15 protein-coding genes and 1 tRNA gene are annotated in these 18,619 nt (G+C 35.2%); 12 read left to right on the forward strand and 4 right to left on the reverse strand.

The annotated features are described in order from the left end of the window. Positions 1 to 63: 63 nt before the first annotated feature. From OZX63_RS01685 to OZX63_RS01715, 7 genes are all read left to right on the forward strand, one after another. A complete protein-coding gene (locus OZX63_RS01685; RefSeq protein WP_277144068.1) occupies positions 64 to 1,062 on the forward strand; it encodes an NAD(P)-dependent oxidoreductase in 999 nt (332 codons plus the stop codon). 583 nt (positions 1,063 to 1,645) lie between these two features. After that, entirely contained in the window at positions 1,646 to 2,287 is a 642-nt protein-coding gene (locus OZX63_RS01690; protein ID WP_277144069.1) for a hypothetical protein, read from the forward strand. 205 nt (positions 2,288 to 2,492) lie between these two features. Then, positions 2,493 to 3,467 carry an SIS domain-containing protein gene (locus OZX63_RS01695; protein ID WP_277144071.1) on the forward strand — a complete coding sequence of 325 codons (975 nt, stop codon included), beginning with the start codon at positions 2,493 to 2,495 and terminating at the stop codon, positions 3,465 to 3,467. A gap of 20 nt (positions 3,468 to 3,487) precedes the next feature. Next, the gene (locus OZX63_RS01700; RefSeq protein WP_277144073.1) at positions 3,488 to 3,952 is read left to right on the forward strand and encodes a PTS sugar transporter subunit IIB; all 465 of its coding nucleotides are present in this window, start codon (positions 3,488 to 3,490) and stop codon (positions 3,950 to 3,952) included. A gap of 19 nt (positions 3,953 to 3,971) precedes the next feature. Further along, entirely contained in the window at positions 3,972 to 4,718 is a 747-nt protein-coding gene (locus OZX63_RS01705; protein ID WP_277144074.1) for a PTS sugar transporter subunit IIC, read from the forward strand. A 2-nt stretch (positions 4,719 to 4,720) separates the two neighbouring features. Then, complete coding sequence (locus tag OZX63_RS01710) at positions 4,721 to 5,545, forward strand: PTS system mannose/fructose/sorbose family transporter subunit IID (protein ID WP_277144076.1); 825 nt, start codon at positions 4,721 to 4,723, stop codon at positions 5,543 to 5,545. 71 nt (positions 5,546 to 5,616) lie between these two features. Continuing rightward, on the forward strand, positions 5,617 to 6,339 hold the full coding sequence (locus OZX63_RS01715) for a GntR family transcriptional regulator (RefSeq protein ID WP_277144078.1): 723 nt from the start codon (positions 5,617 to 5,619) through the stop codon (positions 6,337 to 6,339). Between the two features lie 133 nt (positions 6,340 to 6,472). Here OZX63_RS01715 and OZX63_RS01720 read toward each other — a convergent pair whose 3' ends face one another. Then, on the reverse strand, positions 6,473 to 7,645 hold the full coding sequence (locus OZX63_RS01720; protein WP_277144080.1) for an MFS transporter: 1,173 nt from the start codon (positions 7,643 to 7,645) through the stop codon (positions 6,473 to 6,475). Positions 7,646 to 7,842: 197 nt separating this feature from the next. Here OZX63_RS01720 and OZX63_RS01725 point away from each other — a divergent pair, with 197 nt between their 5' ends. Continuing rightward, positions 7,843 to 8,898, forward strand: a complete 1,056-nt coding sequence (locus tag OZX63_RS01725) for an SEC10/PgrA surface exclusion domain-containing protein (RefSeq protein ID WP_277144082.1) — start codon at positions 7,843 to 7,845, stop codon at positions 8,896 to 8,898. Positions 8,899 to 8,960: 62 nt separating this feature from the next. Here OZX63_RS01725 and OZX63_RS01730 read toward each other — a convergent pair whose 3' ends face one another. Then, positions 8,961 to 9,770, reverse strand: coding sequence for a Cof-type HAD-IIB family hydrolase (locus OZX63_RS01730; RefSeq protein WP_277144084.1), 810 nt, complete (start codon positions 9,768 to 9,770; stop codon positions 8,961 to 8,963). 79 nt (positions 9,771 to 9,849) lie between these two features. Between OZX63_RS01730 and OZX63_RS01735 the strand changes: the two genes are divergently transcribed. Next, a complete protein-coding gene (locus OZX63_RS01735; RefSeq protein WP_277144086.1) occupies positions 9,850 to 10,365 on the forward strand; it encodes a GNAT family N-acetyltransferase in 516 nt (171 codons plus the stop codon). Positions 10,366 to 10,450: 85 nt separating this feature from the next. Continuing rightward, a tRNA-Gln gene (locus OZX63_RS01740) sits at positions 10,451 to 10,522 on the forward strand. 815 nt (positions 10,523 to 11,337) lie between these two features. Here the strand turns inward: OZX63_RS01740 and OZX63_RS01745 are convergent. Continuing rightward, positions 11,338 to 12,330, reverse strand: a complete 993-nt coding sequence (locus OZX63_RS01745) for an AraC family transcriptional regulator (RefSeq protein ID WP_277144088.1) — start codon at positions 12,328 to 12,330, stop codon at positions 11,338 to 11,340. 111 nt (positions 12,331 to 12,441) lie between these two features. Between OZX63_RS01745 and OZX63_RS01750 the strand changes: the two genes are divergently transcribed. Continuing rightward, on the forward strand, positions 12,442 to 13,914 hold the full coding sequence (locus tag OZX63_RS01750) for a family 1 glycosylhydrolase (protein ID WP_277144089.1): 1,473 nt from the start codon (positions 12,442 to 12,444) through the stop codon (positions 13,912 to 13,914). A gap of 25 nt (positions 13,915 to 13,939) precedes the next feature. Continuing rightward, positions 13,940 to 15,775 carry a glucose PTS transporter subunit IIA gene (locus tag OZX63_RS01755; protein ID WP_277144091.1) on the forward strand — a complete coding sequence of 612 codons (1,836 nt, stop codon included), beginning with the start codon at positions 13,940 to 13,942 and terminating at the stop codon, positions 15,773 to 15,775. Between the two features lie 786 nt (positions 15,776 to 16,561). On the opposite strand, the gene OZX63_RS01760 is transcribed toward OZX63_RS01755, so the two are convergent. Beyond that, positions 16,562 to 18,562, reverse strand: coding sequence for a BspA family leucine-rich repeat surface protein (locus OZX63_RS01760; RefSeq protein ID WP_277144093.1), 2,001 nt, complete (start codon positions 18,560 to 18,562; stop codon positions 16,562 to 16,564). Positions 18,563 to 18,619: the final 57 nt, after the last annotated feature.

Consider the following 18,619-nt stretch of genomic DNA (forward strand, 5'->3'; position numbering starts at 1 on the left):
AATTAGTATTAAATTATTTTTAATAATCTAGAAATATTTAATTTATTTATAAGGAGATATGGAATGCTTAAAATTGTGGCTTATGGTGTTCGTGAAAACGAAGTGGCCTTTTTTGAAAAGTTAAACAAGTATCATTATGACCTGAAACTGGAACAGGAGCTGTTGACTCATGATAATGTAGCAACTGCTAAGGGTGCAGATGCCGTATTATTGCGTGCCAATTGTGTTGCTGATGCAGAAAACTTAGCTAAATTCCATGATTGGGGAATTAAGTATGTTTTTACACGGACAGTTGGCTTTAATCATATTGATTTAAAAACTTGTGCCAAATATGGGATGAAGGTTGCGCGAGTTCCTGCATATTCACCTTATGCGGTTGCAGAATTGGCGTTAACGCTGGGGATGATGCTGTTTCGCCATCTTGCACTAGCAACGACTAGTACAGACAACGGCGACTTTCGCGTGTTACCCAGCATGTTCTCTGGTGAAATCCATTCAGGAACTGTTGGAATTATTGGTACTGGTCGAATTGGTGCTACTGAAGCCAAACTTTATCATGGGTTCGGCACCAATGTTCTTGCCTATGATCCGTACCCGAGTGACTATGCGAAACAATTTGTAACATTTGTTAGTCAAGATGAATTACTTGCTAAGTCTGACATTGTATCAATTCACGTTCCATATTTCCCTGGACAAAATGATAAGCTGATTGATGCCACTTTTTTAAGTAAAATGAAGAAATCAGCCGTGCTAGTTAATACGGCAAGAACGCAGCTGGCAGATTATGATGCAATTATTACTGCTGTCAAAAATGGGACAATTGCTGGCTTTGCCTCAGATGTTTTGCCCAATGAGACCAAAGTGATGGGACAGAACTTTCACGGTCAAATTACTGATCCACAAACGAGGCAACTGCAAGAACTCTATCCTCAAGTCTTGCTCACACCGCATATTGGCTCTTACACCAGTCCGGCCCTAACTGATATGATTGCGGTTAGTTATGAAAACTTTCATCAGATTTTGCTGACTGGGCACACTGATAATGATGTTAAGTTAGAATAATTGCTAAAAAGCACAAGTTTGCAAAATAAAAAAACTTCCTTAAAAGGAAGCTTTTTTATTCTTAGGACTAATCTTCGACCTTCTTAGCCTCATTCATCGCCTTCATCAATGAAGGGTTCTTTGAGTGACAGTCCTTAATCATTTGCCAATCTTTTTCGTCTAATTTAACAACGTATTTGCTCATGATAATTTTCCTTTCATTAAAAGTACAATTTAACTATAGCACTTTTCGCAATAAGAGAAGAATAGAGTTCACAACAATTTTTGCAATTGTGTTGCAAAATTGATTGCTGTCTAGACCATTTGTTATGTGCAAGTCTAAATTTTTAATGGTAAACAATGCTTCAAGTGCTGATTCTAACAAGATTGTTAATTTAAGAAAGCGCTTTTGCAAAATATTACAATTGTTACATAAAGTTGTCATTGGGTAATCAATTCTTAAAGCCTGAGAGATAGTTCTGTTATGGTTCTGACATTTTAACACTGTAGTATAGAGACAATCAAATTGAGTAAGTCGTTTTTGGATTTGTTCAATTTTGGAAAGAAAATGATATGAAATTTTTTTATTAAGGAGAGAAAATTTTTGAAGGTAAAATCTATCTTAGTTAAATCAGCAGCAGTGGCAGCATTAACAGTTTCAGGTGCAATGGTGATGAATAGTGCAAAGACAAGCACTGTTCACGCAGCAACGGTTGCTAATGATGCAGCAGTTGTTACAGTGAACTACGTTGACGGCAACTTAATTCACGTTTGGAATAATTACGAGAATCCAGTAGCTACCGGTCAAGTTTTACCAAGTAATTCTTCTTGGAAAGTTATCAAAACCGCTTACGATGCTCAAGGTCATAAATGGTACGACCTTGGCAAAAACCAATGGGTTAGAGCTGCATACGTTAACAAAGGCTACTACCCAGCTCAAGATACACAAGTAACAACAAATAATGCAGCTACTACTAATAACACTGCTGCTACTAGTCAAAATGTTGTTGCAACTGCTTCTGATTCAGAATCCAGTGCTAAGGCATGGATTGCTGGACGCGAATCAGGCGGCTCATACAGTGCACAAAATGGCCAATACATCGGTAAATACCAACTTTCTTCTTCATACCTTAACGGCGATTATTCTGCCGCTAACCAAGAACGAGTTGCAGATAATTATGTTGCTGGTCGTTACGGCTCATGGGCAGCTGCTAAGGCTTTCTGGCAAGCAAATGGTTGGTATTAATTTTTAAGACCACCAATATCATAAAACTAAATAATCTAAATAGGCGTTAGTCAAAAAATTGGCTAACGTCTATTTTTTTGTAATTTTTTCACTAAAAGCTCAAGTATTTTTAAAGAAATCGTTTACATTTTATTTAAAAATAGTATACTTGAATTAAAGATTATATAAGATTATATAATCAAGCATAATTTAAGGAGCAGATATTATGAAAAAAGAACATATTGATCAAATCAATAGAGCGATTGAGGAAGTTAAGAAGCGGGATATCAAGAGTATTTATTTTGTAGCTTGTGGTGGTTCACAAGCAGTATTAATGCCAGGTAAATACATGATGGACAGAAATACTGATTTAATCAGCCAAGTATATACTGCAAATGAATTCGTTTATGATGCACCAAAATCCTTAGGCAAGAATTCAATTGTTATTTCGATATCACATTCTGGTACTACCCCAGAAACTGTTAATGCTACTAAATTAGGAAGAGAAAAAGGTGCCATCACCATTAGCTTTTCTCATGCTGATGAATCACCATTATGGCAAGCAACTGAATTTCCAATTCACTATGATTGGGGAACAGATGCTGATGCCAGCGATTTAAATAAGCCTGTAGTATATGGTTTAGTATTTAAGTTGTTAGAGCATTTTACTGGTGATAAAAAGTGGGCTGTTTGCTTTGACGAATTGAATAAGTTACAAGACTTAACAGTTAAGGTAAAGAAGGATCACGCTGAATCCGCTGAAAAATGGGGCCAAAGCTATAAACGCAGTGCAAATATTTACACTATTGGTAGTGGTATTAACTATGGTGAAGTTTACTCAACTGCAATGTGCTGGTTTATGGAAATGCAATGGATTAACTCAGCAGCAATCAATTCTGGCGAATACTTCCATGGTCCATTTGAAGTTACAGACTATGATGTACCGTTTATTTTAGTTAAGAGTATTGGTAATACTCGTCACCTTGATGAACGAGTAGAAAAATTTGCTAAGCAACATACTAAGTGCTTAGAAGTTCTTGATCAAGCAGATTTGCCATTAGATGATGTAAAGCCAGAAGCTAAAGAATTTATTGCAGCTATTTTATCTGGTGTTGTTATTAGACAAATGGTTGAGGCAATTGCCTACGAACGCGGTCATTCATTGGATGTTCGTAGATATATGTGGCACCTTGATTATTAATTAAGAGTGGGTAATTAAATATGATTAAACTTTTTAGAGTAGATCATCGTTTAATTCATGGACAAGTTGTTTTTTCATGGGTTAAGCAATATTCTATTAATCGAATTATTGTGGCAGATGACATAGTTCCAAACAATCCAATGGCTAAAATGGCATTGTCAATGGCTAAGCCAACAGATTGCGAATTGGACATTGTGCCGATTAATCAAGTTGCTTCTGTAGTTGAAGCAAATCCAAAAGACCAAATTATGATTTTGGCAAAAGGACCAGTTGAAGCATTAGCAGTAACAGAGCAATTACCAGAAATAACAGAAATTAATTATGGTGGCGTTGCTAAAAAAGATGGTTCAAAGCAATATGGTAAAACTATTTTTCTAAATGATGAAGAATTAGAAGCAACCAGAAAAATTATTGCTAAGAACGTTAAGATTGTGGTTCAACAGGTTCCAGCAGTTTCTCCAGAAAAAGTGGACTTTAATAAATAATAAGTAAGGAGGATGAGTTATGTTAATAAAAGCAATCCTGCTAGGCTTCGTGTCAATAGTTGGCGTTATCGACTCAAGGCTGATTGGTAGACAGAATCTTGGTCGACCATTAATTTTGAGTATGCTGACCGGATTAGCGCTAGGTAACTTAAAAGCCGGCATTATTTTAGGTGCTTCGATGGAATTAATCTCAATGGGATTTGTTGCCATTGGTGCCGCAGCTCCGCCAAACATGCAAATTGGTAGTATTGTAGCTACAGCGTTTGCAATTATTTCTGGTGCTAGTAAAGAAACAGCTCTAGCCATTGCGTTGCCAGTAGCTGTTGCAGCGGAATTTATTGATATTTTAATGAGAATGATTATTGCGCAATTTGGTCACGTAGCCGACAAGGCGATTGATGAGGGCAAATTTAAAAAGGCCCAGCATATTCATGTGATTTGGTCATTTTTATTAAACTCAATACTGTATTTTGCCTTGATTTTCGTTGCCTTTTACTTTGGTGCCAATTCGATCAAGCCGATCGTTAATAGTATTCCTACTGTAATAACTCATGGATTAACAGTTGCGGGTAATCTGTTATCAGCATTGGGATTTGCTATGTTACTGAGTACAATGCTTAGTAAAAAGCTATTTCCATATTTCTTATTCGGCTTTTTAGTAGTTGCATATTCAAATTTGAGTCTGATTGGCTTAACCTGCTTCTCGGTTTTGTTAGCCTTTATTATGGATAAAGTCAATTATGGTGGAAAGAAGGCGGCGAAATAAAAATGGAAGAATCTGAAAAGAAAAGTATCATTACAAAGAAAGACTTACGTAAGGTTTTCTTTAGATCAATGACCATTATGTGTTCGTGGAACTATGAGCGGCAAATGCATATGGGGTTTATGTACGGAATGGCTCCAATTTTAGACAAATTATATGCTAATGATTTGGAAGAAAAGAAAAAGGCCTATAAGCGTCATATGCAATTTTATAACTGTACACCGCAATTGACTTCCTTTATCATGGGGATTGCTGCTTCGATGGAAGAGCAAAATGCTCAAAATAAGGGTGAATACGATCCTGAATCAATCTCAATGATTAAGACCAGTTTAATGGGGCCATTTGCTGGGATTGGTGATTCGTTTTTCCAAGGTACAGTTAGAATAATTACTTTTGGTATTGGGCTTTCATTTGCCAAGCAAGGCAGTATTTTAGGTCCATTGCTAGCAGTTGGATTGTTTATGATACCTTCATTGCTGACTTCATATTACGGTACATTTTTAGGTTATAATTCTGGGAACAAGTACTTAACTAAGATGTATCAAGAAGGTTTAATGGACCGCATAATGGAATTTGCTTCTATTATTGGTTTGTCAATAGTTGGTGGCATGGTTGCTAGCATGGTGGATATTACGACGCCGATTAAATTTGCTGCAGGTGGTGCTAAACTAACTTTGCAGTCAATTTTAAATCAAATGTTTCCTAAAATGTTACCCTTGTTGTTTACTTTAGCAATTTATTATTTGATTAAGAAAAAGATTAATACAAATGCCCTCTTAATTGGTATTATCATTTTCGGTATAATAATAGGTGCTTTGGGAATTTTGTAAAAATAAAAGTCCATTTTCAGCTTAATGTCTGATAAATGGACTTTTTTATTGCTTTATAGTAGGATACACGTATGAAAATGCTGAAAAATGACAAACCATTATATTTACAAATTGCTTCTTTGATTAAAAGCAATATTTATTCTAATAAGTATTATCCCACACAAAAATTACCAACTGAAAGCGAACTTTGTGTTTTGTATTCAGTTAGTAAAATAACAGTTCGTAAAGCAATAAAAATTTTAGAAGCTCAGGATTTAGTTAAAAAGATTCGTGGTAAAGGTACTTTTGTAAAAGTTAAAAAAGAAAGTTTACAAATTGGAAAGAATTCAGTTGGTTTTACTGACTTTTTTTCAACCAAAGGACAACAATTAGAGAGCCAATTTTTGCAAACTCAAATTATTAATGAAGCTAATGAGTTGCCAGAAGAAATTCAAGCCAAATTTTCGGTTCCAGTTGTCTATATTAAACGTCTTTTTATTAGGGAAGGAGTGCCGATCGGGCTAGATAATCTCTATGTTTCTGGTGAGAAATTTCCTAAGTTTATTGAAAAGATGCTAACATCAAAAGGCTTGTATAATACTTTGCTAGAATATTATGGTGTCAAGATTACTAAATCAGAATTGAAAATTGATGGCATAACGGCAGATGCAGAGTATGCGGATGAATTAAAGTGTGCACTTGGTGATCCTCTGTTTGTTGTTAAAAAGGATGGCTATACTGCAGATCATCAATTGATCCATTCTTCTAAGTCAATTGTTAGGTGTGATCGCATAGAATACAAGTTTACTATTTAAAATTATAAATAGTAGAGATTAGGGAAGACAGTTTATGATGTCTTCCTTTTATTTTAAACAAAAATATCCTGTTAACTAGATACTATAAGGTATCTGTTTAACAGGATTTAATGGATTATCTTTAAAATTAATATTAACTATTAAGCGGCTTTTTATTAGTAATAATGATTCCTGAAATTAGCAGTAGCACACCTAAAATCGTATAAACAATAAAAATTGGCGTCCAGGAATGAAGCAAGCCTTGCAAGTAGCCTGATAGGGCAGGACCAACTGCCGCTAAAAGATAGCCGAATGATTGGGCTGTCCCTGACAGTTGAGCTGTTTGCCTAAAGTTAGCTGATTTCTTTTGAAAGAAAACAACACAGAGACTAAAGGCTGAACCAGCACCAATTCCTAAAATAATCGCCAGAATCACATTAGCGGTGAAATTTCCGGGGAATAGTAGTAATAGTCCTGCACCTATGGCAAAGCCACCACCGACGATACTGGATGCTAAAGCCATACCTACTTTTTTTCGAGCAATAATTGGCGTCAATAAGGACATTGGCATCCCACATAATTGAAAAATTGTTGCCAATAGTCCAGCCGTTGTCACGCTAAAGCCTGTGCTGGTCCAAAAGCTTGGCAGCCAAGTCAGCATTGAATAGTAGAGCAGTGACTGGGTACCAAAGAAGAAGGTAATTAACCATGTTAGTTGATAGTGATTAATTGAAGTAACCTTATTTTGCGTAGTTGCCTTGACATGGTGGGGTTTAGGAACAATCCGGACGACAACTGCCCATAATAAAAATCCACCGAGGCCAATTAAACTAAATAATGCCAGCGTCATTGGCAAGTTGATTTTTTTAACTAACGGAGCTGCAAGTCCAGTCCCAAGAGAAGCCACTAGTCCCATAGTAAAAGTATAAAGACTGGTGAAAACCGTCGCCTTGGTTGGAAAGTATTCTTGAATAACGGCAGGAAGCAGCACGTTACCACCGGAAATCCCGATACCAATTAATATTGTTCCTAGCAGTAGAAAGTAGCTGTTAGGGATAACGCGTAAATAGCCGCCAATTGCTAGGATTAAAAGCGTAAAAAATAGCACTTTGGCATTACCTTGCTTAATCCCCAGGTGAGCAATGACTGGCGACAATAAGGCAAACATGACTAGTGGAATGGTTGTCAGCCAGCCGCTCATACTTGGTGCCAAACCAATTTCGCTTTGCAGCCAAGGTAAAATTGGCGGAATCATTGTAATTGGCAGCCGTAAATTAGCGGCAATTAATAAGATACCTGCACCAATTAAAAAATTTTTCTTTTTCACATTAACACGTTCTTTCAATTTGTTTAATTTTCTGAAGCACCAGTAAATAACTTTAGTGGAAAAATAATATTTTGGCAAATGGACCGTTTTAATTGAAGAAGCAGAATTAAATTAATTGGCATTAACTAGCAATAAGTTTTAAAATGACAGTTAAAGCCACAAAGAGATATAGAACTATCGACTCTCGAGGAAATTAAATGAAGAAAAATAAATTTGCGCTTGCTTTAATTAGTGTTACTTTGTTGTTGATTGGTACGGCAGATGTGCAAAACACTTCTCAAACCGTCACGGCGGCAACTCAAGGCTACGTCAAAGTTAAGACAAAGAAAAAGGTCCGGCTTTATTGGGTTTCTGGGAAGCATTCTAATTATTATGCTTTACCGAACCATAAATATTCGTATAGTAGTAAAAGTCGAATTGGTAAGCGGCATGCTTCTGCCTATAAAATTGGTAATAATGCGCACTGGATTTTAGCTAAAGATGTGAAGACAGTTAAAAAAGCTAAAGCTGTTACCTATGTTAAAGCTCAAATGGTGCTGCCGCGAGGATATAATCGGGCAGAATTGCTTAAGGCATATGAGGGACATCCTAGTAAGGCGTTTGTCGCTGCTTCCATGCAGGGGATGAAGACCAATACTTTTAGTCGCAATCATCTTGCCGAAAGTAAGGCAGATAATCAAACAGAGGTTGACTTGGACAATATTACGCCAGAACAATTGACGACTTTATCGGATTTTTCTCTTAGATTAATTAATGAAGCTCGCAATAACTTAGGCCTGAAGGCTTGGGTGGATAGTGCTGGTACGCAGAAATTGGCGCAAGCAATTGCAACAGAGTACGAACAAAATGGCAGAACGATCAAGGATGGCCATTATGTGCCGGGCATTGTCCGCGCCTGCCAAGCTAACGGCTTAAATTTGAATGACAATTACGTTGAAGATATGGCTGGCTTTTATAATCAGAAGCAGACATTGTCGATGACTGAGCTGAAGAAAAGTATTTATTTTGGCATTAAACAAATGATATTTGGCTATGTTGGCAGCGGTGAAAGTGATCGCGGCAAACGTAGCAACTATCAGGAATGGGAACATGCTGGAGATTTGTTTAACACGCAAGGTTCTTTGCATGATGGTGATTATAATTACTTTGGCTTCAGCGTATCGCGGACTGATGACATTTGTTCGCTACATTTTATTAGTGTACCGACCTATGTTGTTAAAGATCAGAAGTATAATTTGAGTTTCAAGCCATAATTCTGGAATTTAAAAAGACAGTTTACAATCGATGTAAGCTGTCTTTCTTTTGCTTGATAATTCTAAAAAACAAATTTGGTAAAGGCTTGGCTAATACCGTCATTGTCATTTGAGCTAGTTATATAATCAGCTTGCTCCTTAGCCTGCTGGCTACCGTTACCCATGCACACACCTGTACCAGCAAAATTAAACATCGGAATATCATTGCGCTCATCGCCAAGTGCCATGACCTCGCTAGCATCAATGTTTAATGTAGCACAAAGCTCTTTTAAGCCATTACCCTTGTTGACCTTGGGATTGAGCAGCTCGATGAAGTGTGGATCGGAGCGAATAACATAGAGATCTTTGCCAAATTCAGCTGTAATACTATCTTGATAGCGATTAAGCAATTCAGACTCGCCGACAAAGCAACCTTTGGCAACCGAAAAGCTATCGGGCAATTCGTCTGGTGTACGTACATATAGAGGAGCGGTATTTTCGTAAGCTTGAAGATAGACAACGTAGTCAATATTATGATTAGCGGTGATGATGTGTGAATCTTCGTCCACAACATTGAATGGTAACTTGTGGGCTAATGCAAATGCCGTCATTTTACGATAAAGTTCATTGTTAACCAGATCTTTAGTGATAATTTTATCGTCAGCATCGCGTGTAATTGCGCCATTTAAGGTAACGGCGTATTGCTCTGGGCCAGTAATACCTAGTTCTGTCATATATGATTTAAGGCCTGCAATTGGCCTGCCAGAACAAAGGACAATTTTGATACCTTGGTTAAGTGCCTCAGTGATTGCCGCTTTAGTTCTGGCTAAAATCTGCCCAGCTGAATTTAATAATGTTCCGTCGGTGTCGATTGCAACTAGTTTAATTGCCATGTTATTTTCCTCCTAGCTGTTGCTATAATTACAACTATTATACTAAAATTAAACTATTAATAATAGTGGAGGAAAAAGAATGTCAGTTTATATTCGCTTGGCGCAAAACGCTGATATGTCGGCAATTATGACGATTATTAACCAAGCAAAAGAGTTGTTAAAACGCGATGGTAGCCCTCAATGGCAAGATGGGCATCCTAATAGGCTAATGTTTCAGGATGATATTATCAAGAAGCGCGCGTACGTGTTAATTGTTGACCAAGAAGTAGCAGGAGTTGCGGTCTTACAAACTACTCCTGATCATAATTACGATGAAATTGCGGGTGCATGGCAAAATACGACGACGGAATATGCAACAATTCATCGAATTGCAATTTCTGATCAATATCGCGGCCAACATTTGGGAATGATTTTTATTTCCAATTTATTGTCGCGGGGAGTATTCTTGGGCTTTCATAACTTCCGCATTGATACGCATGCTTTGAACAAGCGCATGCAGGGGTTAATCAAGAAGTCAGGCTATCAATATCGCGGCGTAATTCAAGTTGATCCAACGCCAGATGGGGCTAGATATGCGTATGAATTAAACTTATAACAAGAAAATAAAAATTTTACTTGACTTAGGCGTTACATTTCTCTATACTTATAAATGTTGAGTGACAAGTAAAAGCTCAAATGTTTGGGTTATAGCCAAGCGGTAAGGCACTAGTTTTTGGTACTAGTATGCGCTGGTTCGAATCCAGCTAACCCAATAGATGTAATTAGTCTTAATGTCAATTAGCTTCAAGCGTTGGTGTTAAGGCTTTTTTGTTGTTAGGAATTAGATAAAATTAGCTGTAATTTTAAGAATCGGTGCAAAATTTTAGGCAAAGGTAGATTAATCAAAATATTCTAAAATTGGTCTAAACGTAAAAAAGTGACCCGAAAAATGCTATAATAAATGTGTTCAGTAATTTAAATCTATTAGCTTAGATACCTCAAGAAAGCCTTAATAACGGGCTTTCTTTTTGTTTATCATTTATTTAGGTTAAACGGTTTTTAGTAAAAATTTGCGGTGCAAAATTTGGTGCATCCCTTTAGGGTGTTAAATTATTTACAATCTATTTGTTTAAGCTAAATCGCCGTAAACCGTGCTGGATAACGAACTGTTATTCAGGCGTATTTTACGGCGGTATCAAAAAATCCTCTGCATAAACAGAGGATCATTTTAATGATTGCCTAAAATGACTGGTTTTAGGACTTATGAGGCTTAAAGCCTTGCTACATTTTATAGCTTTATTTTACGTGGAATTATTAGCATTGTCAATGTATGAAATTCTGGTAAAATGACAAATGGAATTACCTGAAATCCGACTAATTTCAATAATGATAATTCTAGGAGGCAAGAAACCTTGCTATATTTTATAGTTAGCGTTGTGTCTGGTATACTCGCTAACGTTATTGCTGATCTGATTGTAGATTACATCAAAAATCACCATAAGCAATAATTTTCAAAAGGAGAGCGTGTGGGCAATACCACTGCTCTTTTTTATATTCTTAATATTTTTAATTTTACATTTAACATAGATTATATTTGTAAATTTTGATTGTTGATACGGTAGTTTTTTGGTGTCACACCCAAAAAACTTTCAAATTTTTTGTAAAAAAAGGTCATATTTTTGATACCAACATTTTCAGCTATCTCTAAAATTGGAAGAGAGGTTTCTGTTAATAGTAAACATGCTTTTTTTAGTTGTGCTTCAAGTTTTATTTCTGAAAATGCTTTTCCAGTTGAGTTCTTCAATAATTTATAAATACTACTTGTTGATAAATGAAAAGTTTGCGATAGAGAATTTAATGAACAGTTACCATCTAGTTTTTCAATTTCTTGTAAAATCATTAGTGCATTTTTATTTTTAGTGCTGAATATGATATTGTCTTTGTCTTTTTTAATTAGTCTACTTAAATAAAAAAATAAAATTGAGCAATAATTTTCTATAAGCTGTAGACTATTTGATTTTGGAAAATAATGTTCTTCAAGTATCAAATGAAATATTTGCTTAAATTTTTTTGATTGATGTGTATGAAAAATCAAAAAATTATTTTTTATTTGTTGTCCAATGATTGCATTAAGTAGAAATTTCCCTAAGGTATCTGAAGCGCTGAATTGTGATAAGAAAGTTGATGAAAAAAAGTCTTTCTTAAAAATAATATTAAAAACAATGTCGTTTTCACCTTTATATTCAACACTATTAATAACATCAGTGTCTAGTATACAGACATCTCCTTGTTTGAGAGTTATGCGCTTTTTATTGATTAAAAAAGTACATGATCCGGAATAAACGTAGTTCATTTCCATATCTTTATGAAGATGTGGGGGAATAATGGTATAACGGCTTTCTTTAATCATACCAATATTATGTGTTTTAAGTGTATTAATAAAGTCAAAAAAGAATACTTTATTTCCATGATAATTCTTTGTATGTAAGGAATTGTAAAATGGACTTAAAGCGTTTGGATGACTTAAGTGCCATTTTTCACTTTTTGTATTTCTATAAATTAGTTTATCTAAATTATTCATTTTACCGAATATGATATTAAATCTACATGATTATGATATTTAATTAATTTTTAATTACTTATATTATAGCATTGTAACCGCTATATAAATTTAAAAATTGGAGGAAATAAATTGAATAATACTAATTATGATAAAAAGTATTTACTTGGGGGAGCGATGGCATGCTCACAAGCTGAAGGTGGATTTAATGAAGGTGGAAAAGGTGTCTCTACGCAAGATTTAAGATATTTAGATCCATCTTGGACACCTCAACAAATAGAGGAAAAGCATCAAAATAATCCATTTTCTCAAGAAGAATATGATAAAGCTCTAAAAGACATGGGGACTGAGTACTATCCGCTAAGAAGGGGAAATGATTTTTATCATCATTATAAAGACGATATTAAAATGTTGGCTGATATGGGGCTTCAAATTTTTAGAACTTCTATTTCTTGGTCCAGAATTTTCCCTAATGGGGATGACTCTGAACCAAATGAAGAGGGAATTAAATACTACAGAAATATGTTTTTAGAGTGTAAAAAATATGGCATAAAAGTTTTTGCAACAATGATTCACTATGACATACCAGTAAATTTAGTTGAAAAATATGGAGGTTGGAAAAATAGAAAAATTATTAAATTTTTCGAAAATTATGTCACTGTTCTCTACAAAAGATTAGGTGATTTAGTTGATTATTGGCTTCCTTTCAATGAAATTAATGCTTCTAAATTTTCTCCTTGGGATGGTGTTTGCTTAATTCCTGGTACAGAAGAAAATATGAATCAAGAAATTTTTCAATGTTTGCATCATCAATTTTTATGTAGTGCACGTGCGGTTCAACTTGGAAGAAAATTAGTTCCTGGAAAATTGGTTGGAGGAATGATTGCCAGATTTACGACATATCCAGCAACTTCCAAGCCAGAGGATAATTTGCAGGCAATTCAGGATGATCAATATTCTAACTGGTTTTATTTAGATGTGTTGGCGCGTGGATATTATCCCGAATATATTAAACGATATTTTGATGAAATCGATGTTCATGTTCATTTTGAACCAGGAGATAAAGAATTATTACGAGATGGAACGGTAGGATTTGTATCATTTTCTTATTATTTTTCTCAAGTATCTACAAATGATGATAACTGGGAAAAGACAGCTGGAAATCTTATTATGACAAAAAAGAATCCTTATTTGAAAGAGTCAGAATGGGGATGGCAAATTGATCCAGTTGGTTTAAGAGTAACTTTGAATCAAGTTTATGATCGATACCATTTACCTGTAATAGTAGCTGAAAATGGCTTGGGGGCTGCAGATACGTTAACAGCTGATAATCAAATTCATGATGATTACCGAATTGAATATCTAAAGGCGCATTTAGAGCAGTTAGATAAAGCTGTTAAGGATGGGGTAGATTTAATTGCGTACACAATGTGGGGAATTATTGACTTAGTTTCTTGTGGTCCACTAACAATGACCAAGCGTTATGGGGTAATTTATGTTGATTTAGATAATGCAGGTAAAGGAACAGGAAAGCGCTACAAAAAGGATTCATATTATTGGTATAAAAACTGGATAAAGCAACATGTTAAAAATAATGTACTTTAAAATATTTAAAGGAGGATTTTAAGGTATGGATAAACATCAGTTAGCTCAAAAAATAATTTCTCTTTTGGGTGGGAATGAAAATATTAATAATTATTGGCATTGTGTTACTAGATTACGATTTACTGTTAATGATGATTCTAAAACTAATTTATCTGAAATAAAAAAATTGAAGGGAGTTTTAGGTACAGAACTAAGAAATAACCAATATCAAGTTGTAATAGGACCGGGTGTAGATTCACTTTTTTCAGAAGTAGAGAATATTTTAGGTCAAAAAGAAAGTGATAATTCAAATACTACACATAAAATTAGTGGGAAAATAATTTTGGATGTTATTTCGGGAGTTTTTCAACCGATTTTGCCTGCCTTGGTTGCTGGAGGAATGTTAAAAGGAATATTGGCTATAATTTTAGCGATATTTCCTGCTTTGGATAAAAATACTACTATAGCGCTTTTTAACTTAATTGCTGATGTTCCATTTTACTTTTTGCCATTTTTGCTGGCAATCTCATCTGCTAGAAAGTTTAAACTAAATGAATTTTTAGGTATTTGTATGGCTGGAGCACTATTATATCCAAGCTTTACTGCAAAGATTTCGAGTGGCAACTCTGGATTAACTTTGTTTGGATTAAAAATACCTGTATTTAATTATGCTACATCAGTATTTCCAGTTATTTTAGGTGTTGGATTAATGGCAATAATTTATCATTTTATTGATAAGTTTATTCCTGATGTTATTAAACTGGTTGTAGTTCCCGCATTAACGTTAATTATTGCAGTTCCAATTGCTATGTGGATTCTGGCTCCTTTAGGTGCTTATGGTGGACAATATTTAGCCAGTGGTATTGTTTGGCTGTTTAATAAAGCAGGACTATTGGCAGGATTTTTGTTAGGGTTCTTCATGCCTTTAATTGTTTTGACTGGAATGCATCAATCAACTTCTCCTATCCAGATTCAAAATATTGCTACTTTAGGATATGATTATTTATTACCGATTTCATTTGTACACAATTTAGCTGAATCTGGAGCTGCTTTTGGTATGTCTCTTCGAATGAAAGATAAAGAAATGAAATCTGCAGGGATGTCTACTAGCTTTTCAGCATTTTTAGGAATTTCAGAGCCTGCATTATATACGGTTAATGTAATACATAAAAATGCTCTTTTAGGTGCAATGTTTGGGTCAGGAATTGGCGGTATTTTAACTGTTTTGTTTGGTGTAAAGTGTTTTGCGTTTGTTATGCCAGGAATCACTTCGTTACCTGTATATGTCAAAGCAGGTGATGGTTTTACTAATGCAATGTTAATGATTTTCTGCTTGATTGCTGCTTTTGTTGTTAGTGCTTCAGTAGCTTATATATTTGGTAGAGAAAAAAAGAATGAAATTAAAGAACACATTGAAGGAACTGTAGAATTATGTTCTCCTGTATCTGGAAAATTAGTTTCATTAAATGAAGTTAATGACCCAGTTTTTTCTAAAGAAATGATGGGTAAAGGTTTTGCTGTAATGCCAAATTCTGGTGAAATTTATGCACCAGTATCTGGTACTGTATCAATGATTGCCGAAACAAAGCATGCGATTGGAATAACGACTGATAATGGATTAGAGATATTAGTTCATATGGGAATTGATACTGTTGAATCAAAAAATAATCCTTTTACAATTTATGTTGAAAAAAGTCAAAGAGTGAAAATGGGTCAAGAAATAGCTTTAATGGATCTTAAAAAGATTAAAGATGAAAATAAGGACCCTTCGATTATAGTGGTTATTACTAATTCACAAAATAAGATTGGAAGTTTTGATATAGCTGTTACAACAAGTGAATTAAATAGTAATACTAAAGTTGCAAGTGCAAAACTAATTTAGTAGTTTATAGCTTAAGTATCTGGAGAAAGCCTTGATAATGGGCTTTCTTTTTGTTTGTCATTTATTTAGGTTAAACAGTTTTTAGTAAAAATTTGCGGTGCAAAATTTAGTGCATTCCTTTAGAGTGGCAAATTTTTTATAGCTTATTCGACGGCAATAAAAAATCCTCTGCACAAGCAGAGGATCATTTTAATGATTGCCTAAAGTAATCGGCTTTAGGGCTTTCGAGGTTTTACCCCGTGATAAGTTTCATCGTGAATATTGTACGAAAGAACATTGGCATTGTCAACGTATAAAATTCTGGTAAAATGACTAATGGAATTATCTGAGATTTAATCACTCTTAATTATGGTAATTCTAGGAGGCGAAACTCCGATGATAAGTTTCATTATTGGTGTGGTATCTGGGATACTAGCCAATGTTATTTCTGAATTGATTTTAGATTACATCAAAAATCATAGTAAGAAATAATTTTCAAAGGGAGCGTGTGGGCAATACCACTGCTCTCTTTTTATTATAGCAGCTGAGGTACTGAGATGGTATTTGTGAGATCTAATGAACACCTGACGATTTTTTTAATGATTGCCTAAAGTAACCAACTTTAGGACTTATTGAAGCTAACCTCAAATGTTATCATTCATAATTGGCTTAGTATCAGGTATACTAGCCAATGTTATTGCTGATCTGATCGTAGATTACATCAAAAATCACCATAAGCAATAATTTCAAAAGGGAGCGTGTGGACAATACTACTGCTCTCTTTTTTATTATAGCAGGAAATTGTGCCTACTTAAAACTGTTTTCTTTAACGTATTTTCCACTATCGATGCAATAATAATTTTTGCCGTTAATTGTAACTACTGGGCCTAAGACAAGCAATGAATGATTTTTCTTTAATGACTTTTGTCGTGCTTTTTTACCAAATTGATTATAAACGTAAGCATTATGCCGTAACTTTTTAACTGTAAATTGTGGTTTTTGCTTACCGCTATACATTACATAAGTAGCGGTAGGGCACTTAGCATTTGCTTGATTGTATAGGGTCTGTAATTCGCCAGTTGTAAAGGTTTTACCGTTTGGCTTATTGACGGTTCCTGTACCGATTGCTTGAATATAGTCTTTGCCACTTGCAAGGCTTGCATCAGGATAAATCCGGTGATGACCTAGCTTTAAAATGAAGCCGTTGGGATCACCCGTGTTTTTGAGCATATCTTGAATTAAATCGGTTCGATCAAATTTGTTATGAATAATGTGGTTAGTATCGAAGTTGCTGAGATCAAGTTTGATCAGCTTAGTATCGTCTTGGAAGGTGAAGCGATTGTGCGTGACCTTTTTGGTATTAAAGCTTGATAAATTGATGGTCCGCAAGTTTTTAGCACCTTTGAACATTCCGCTCATCCGACGTAATTTCTTGGTGTTGAAACTTGATAAATCAAGGTCGATTAAACTAGTTGTACCGTTAAACATGTCGGTCATGTCGGTCACTTTTTTGGTATTAAAATGGCTTAAATCGATACTGGTTAAATTAGGAGTATCGCGGAACATGCTGTTCATATTGGTAACGTTGCTGGTGTTAAAATTGTGTACATCAATTTTGGCTAAGCCGCTACCTTTGAACATTTGGTCCATATCAGTCACATTTTTAGTATTAAAACTAGAAATATTTAGCTTGGCTAAGTTGGTATCGCCAGCAAATAAGCCTTCCATGTTGGTAACTTGGCTTGTATCAAAGCTTGAAAGGTCCAGCTCGGTCAAATTCGGGTCACTTTCAAAGACCAACAACATGCGCTTAACGTTTTTAGTATTAAAATTATGCAAATCAAGCTTGGTTAAAGCTGTGTCGCGTTCAAACATGCCACTAATGTCAGTTGCTTTGGCAGTATCCAGGCCGCTGGCATCAATTGCTGGCAGTTTGGGATTATTACTGAGCATGCTGTTAAAATCAGTTACATTATGAGTATCTAATTTACCTAAATTAAGGGCAACTAATTGCGGATTATTGGCAATCATACTGCGCATGTTGGTGACTTTACTGGTGTTTAAATTGCTAAGATTGAGTTCGGTTACACCAGTTCCTGAAAACATGTTAGCCATATTGGTAACGTTGCTCGTGTCAAAATTGGCGACGTTCAGCTTAGTAACATTCGGGGTGTAATCAAACATTCCTTCCATATTAGTAACTTTTGCGGTGTTGCACTTACTTACATCAAGGTTAGTTAATTTGTCATCACCAGCAAACATCCACGCCATGTCGGTAACCTTACTGGTATCAAAGTTGCTTAAGTCTAAATTGCGCAAATTATTGTCTTCTTTAAATAAAAAGTGCATGTTGGTTACATTACTGGTATCAACTTTGTCTAATCCAGTAATGTCTTCTAGGCCTTCAAGTTGGCAGAAAAGGTAGCGCGAATCGGCTGGTAACTTAATTTGCCCGGTGAAGACAAGGTGCTTAAGTTTACTATCTCTATAAACTTGCTCCTCAGTATCTTCGTCGCCGAATTTACTGCTGCTAGTAACAATTTGTGCTAACTGCTCAGTTCCCAATTGGTTACCTTTGGTTCCTGGACTAATGGTTAATGTCTGGGAGTTTTTATTGTACGTCCAAACACACTCACCGTCGTTACCAGTGGTGATTTGACTGTCAGTTAGTTCAGTTGACGTTTGATTGTCAGTAGGTGCAGCGGCATTAATAGTAGTATCTGTACCAGCTAAAATAGCTGCGCTAACGGCAACTGCATTGAATAGTAATAGTTGCTTTTTGTTTTTTAAAAAACATTTTTTCTTCATATTAATCTCCTATATTATTTATTACTTACCGCTATTGTAAATGTTTAGTTATTAAAA

This window comes from Lactobacillus sp. ESL0700, from assembly GCF_029392095.1.
GTDB lineage: Bacteria > Bacillota > Bacilli > Lactobacillales > Lactobacillaceae > Lactobacillus.

Coding starts and splice junctions, on each gene's coding strand:
- OZX63_RS01685 (WP_277144068.1), top strand. CDS start 64: ATGCTTAAAATTGTGGCTTATGGTGTTCGTGAAAACGAAGTGGCCTTT.
- OZX63_RS01695 (WP_277144071.1), top strand. CDS start 2,493: ATGAAAAAAGAACATATTGATCAAATCAATAGAGCGATTGAGGAAGTT.
- OZX63_RS01700 (WP_277144073.1), top strand. CDS start 3,488: ATGATTAAACTTTTTAGAGTAGATCATCGTTTAATTCATGGACAAGTT.
- OZX63_RS01705 (WP_277144074.1), top strand. CDS start 3,972: ATGTTAATAAAAGCAATCCTGCTAGGCTTCGTGTCAATAGTTGGCGTT.
- OZX63_RS01710 (WP_277144076.1), top strand. CDS start 4,721: ATGGAAGAATCTGAAAAGAAAAGTATCATTACAAAGAAAGACTTACGT.
- OZX63_RS01715 (WP_277144078.1), top strand. CDS start 5,617: ATGAAAATGCTGAAAAATGACAAACCATTATATTTACAAATTGCTTCT.
- OZX63_RS01725 (WP_277144082.1), top strand. CDS start 7,843: ATGAAGAAAAATAAATTTGCGCTTGCTTTAATTAGTGTTACTTTGTTG.
- OZX63_RS01730 (WP_277144084.1), bottom strand. CDS start 9,770: ATGGCAATTAAACTAGTTGCAATCGACACCGACGGAACATTATTAAAT.
- OZX63_RS01735 (WP_277144086.1), top strand. CDS start 9,850: ATGTCAGTTTATATTCGCTTGGCGCAAAACGCTGATATGTCGGCAATT.
- OZX63_RS01745 (WP_277144088.1), bottom strand. CDS start 12,330: ATGAATAATTTAGATAAACTAATTTATAGAAATACAAAAAGTGAAAAA.
- OZX63_RS01755 (WP_277144091.1), top strand. CDS start 13,940: ATGGATAAACATCAGTTAGCTCAAAAAATAATTTCTCTTTTGGGTGGG.
- OZX63_RS01760 (WP_277144093.1), bottom strand. CDS start 18,562: ATGAAGAAAAAATGTTTTTTAAAAAACAAAAAGCAACTATTACTATTC.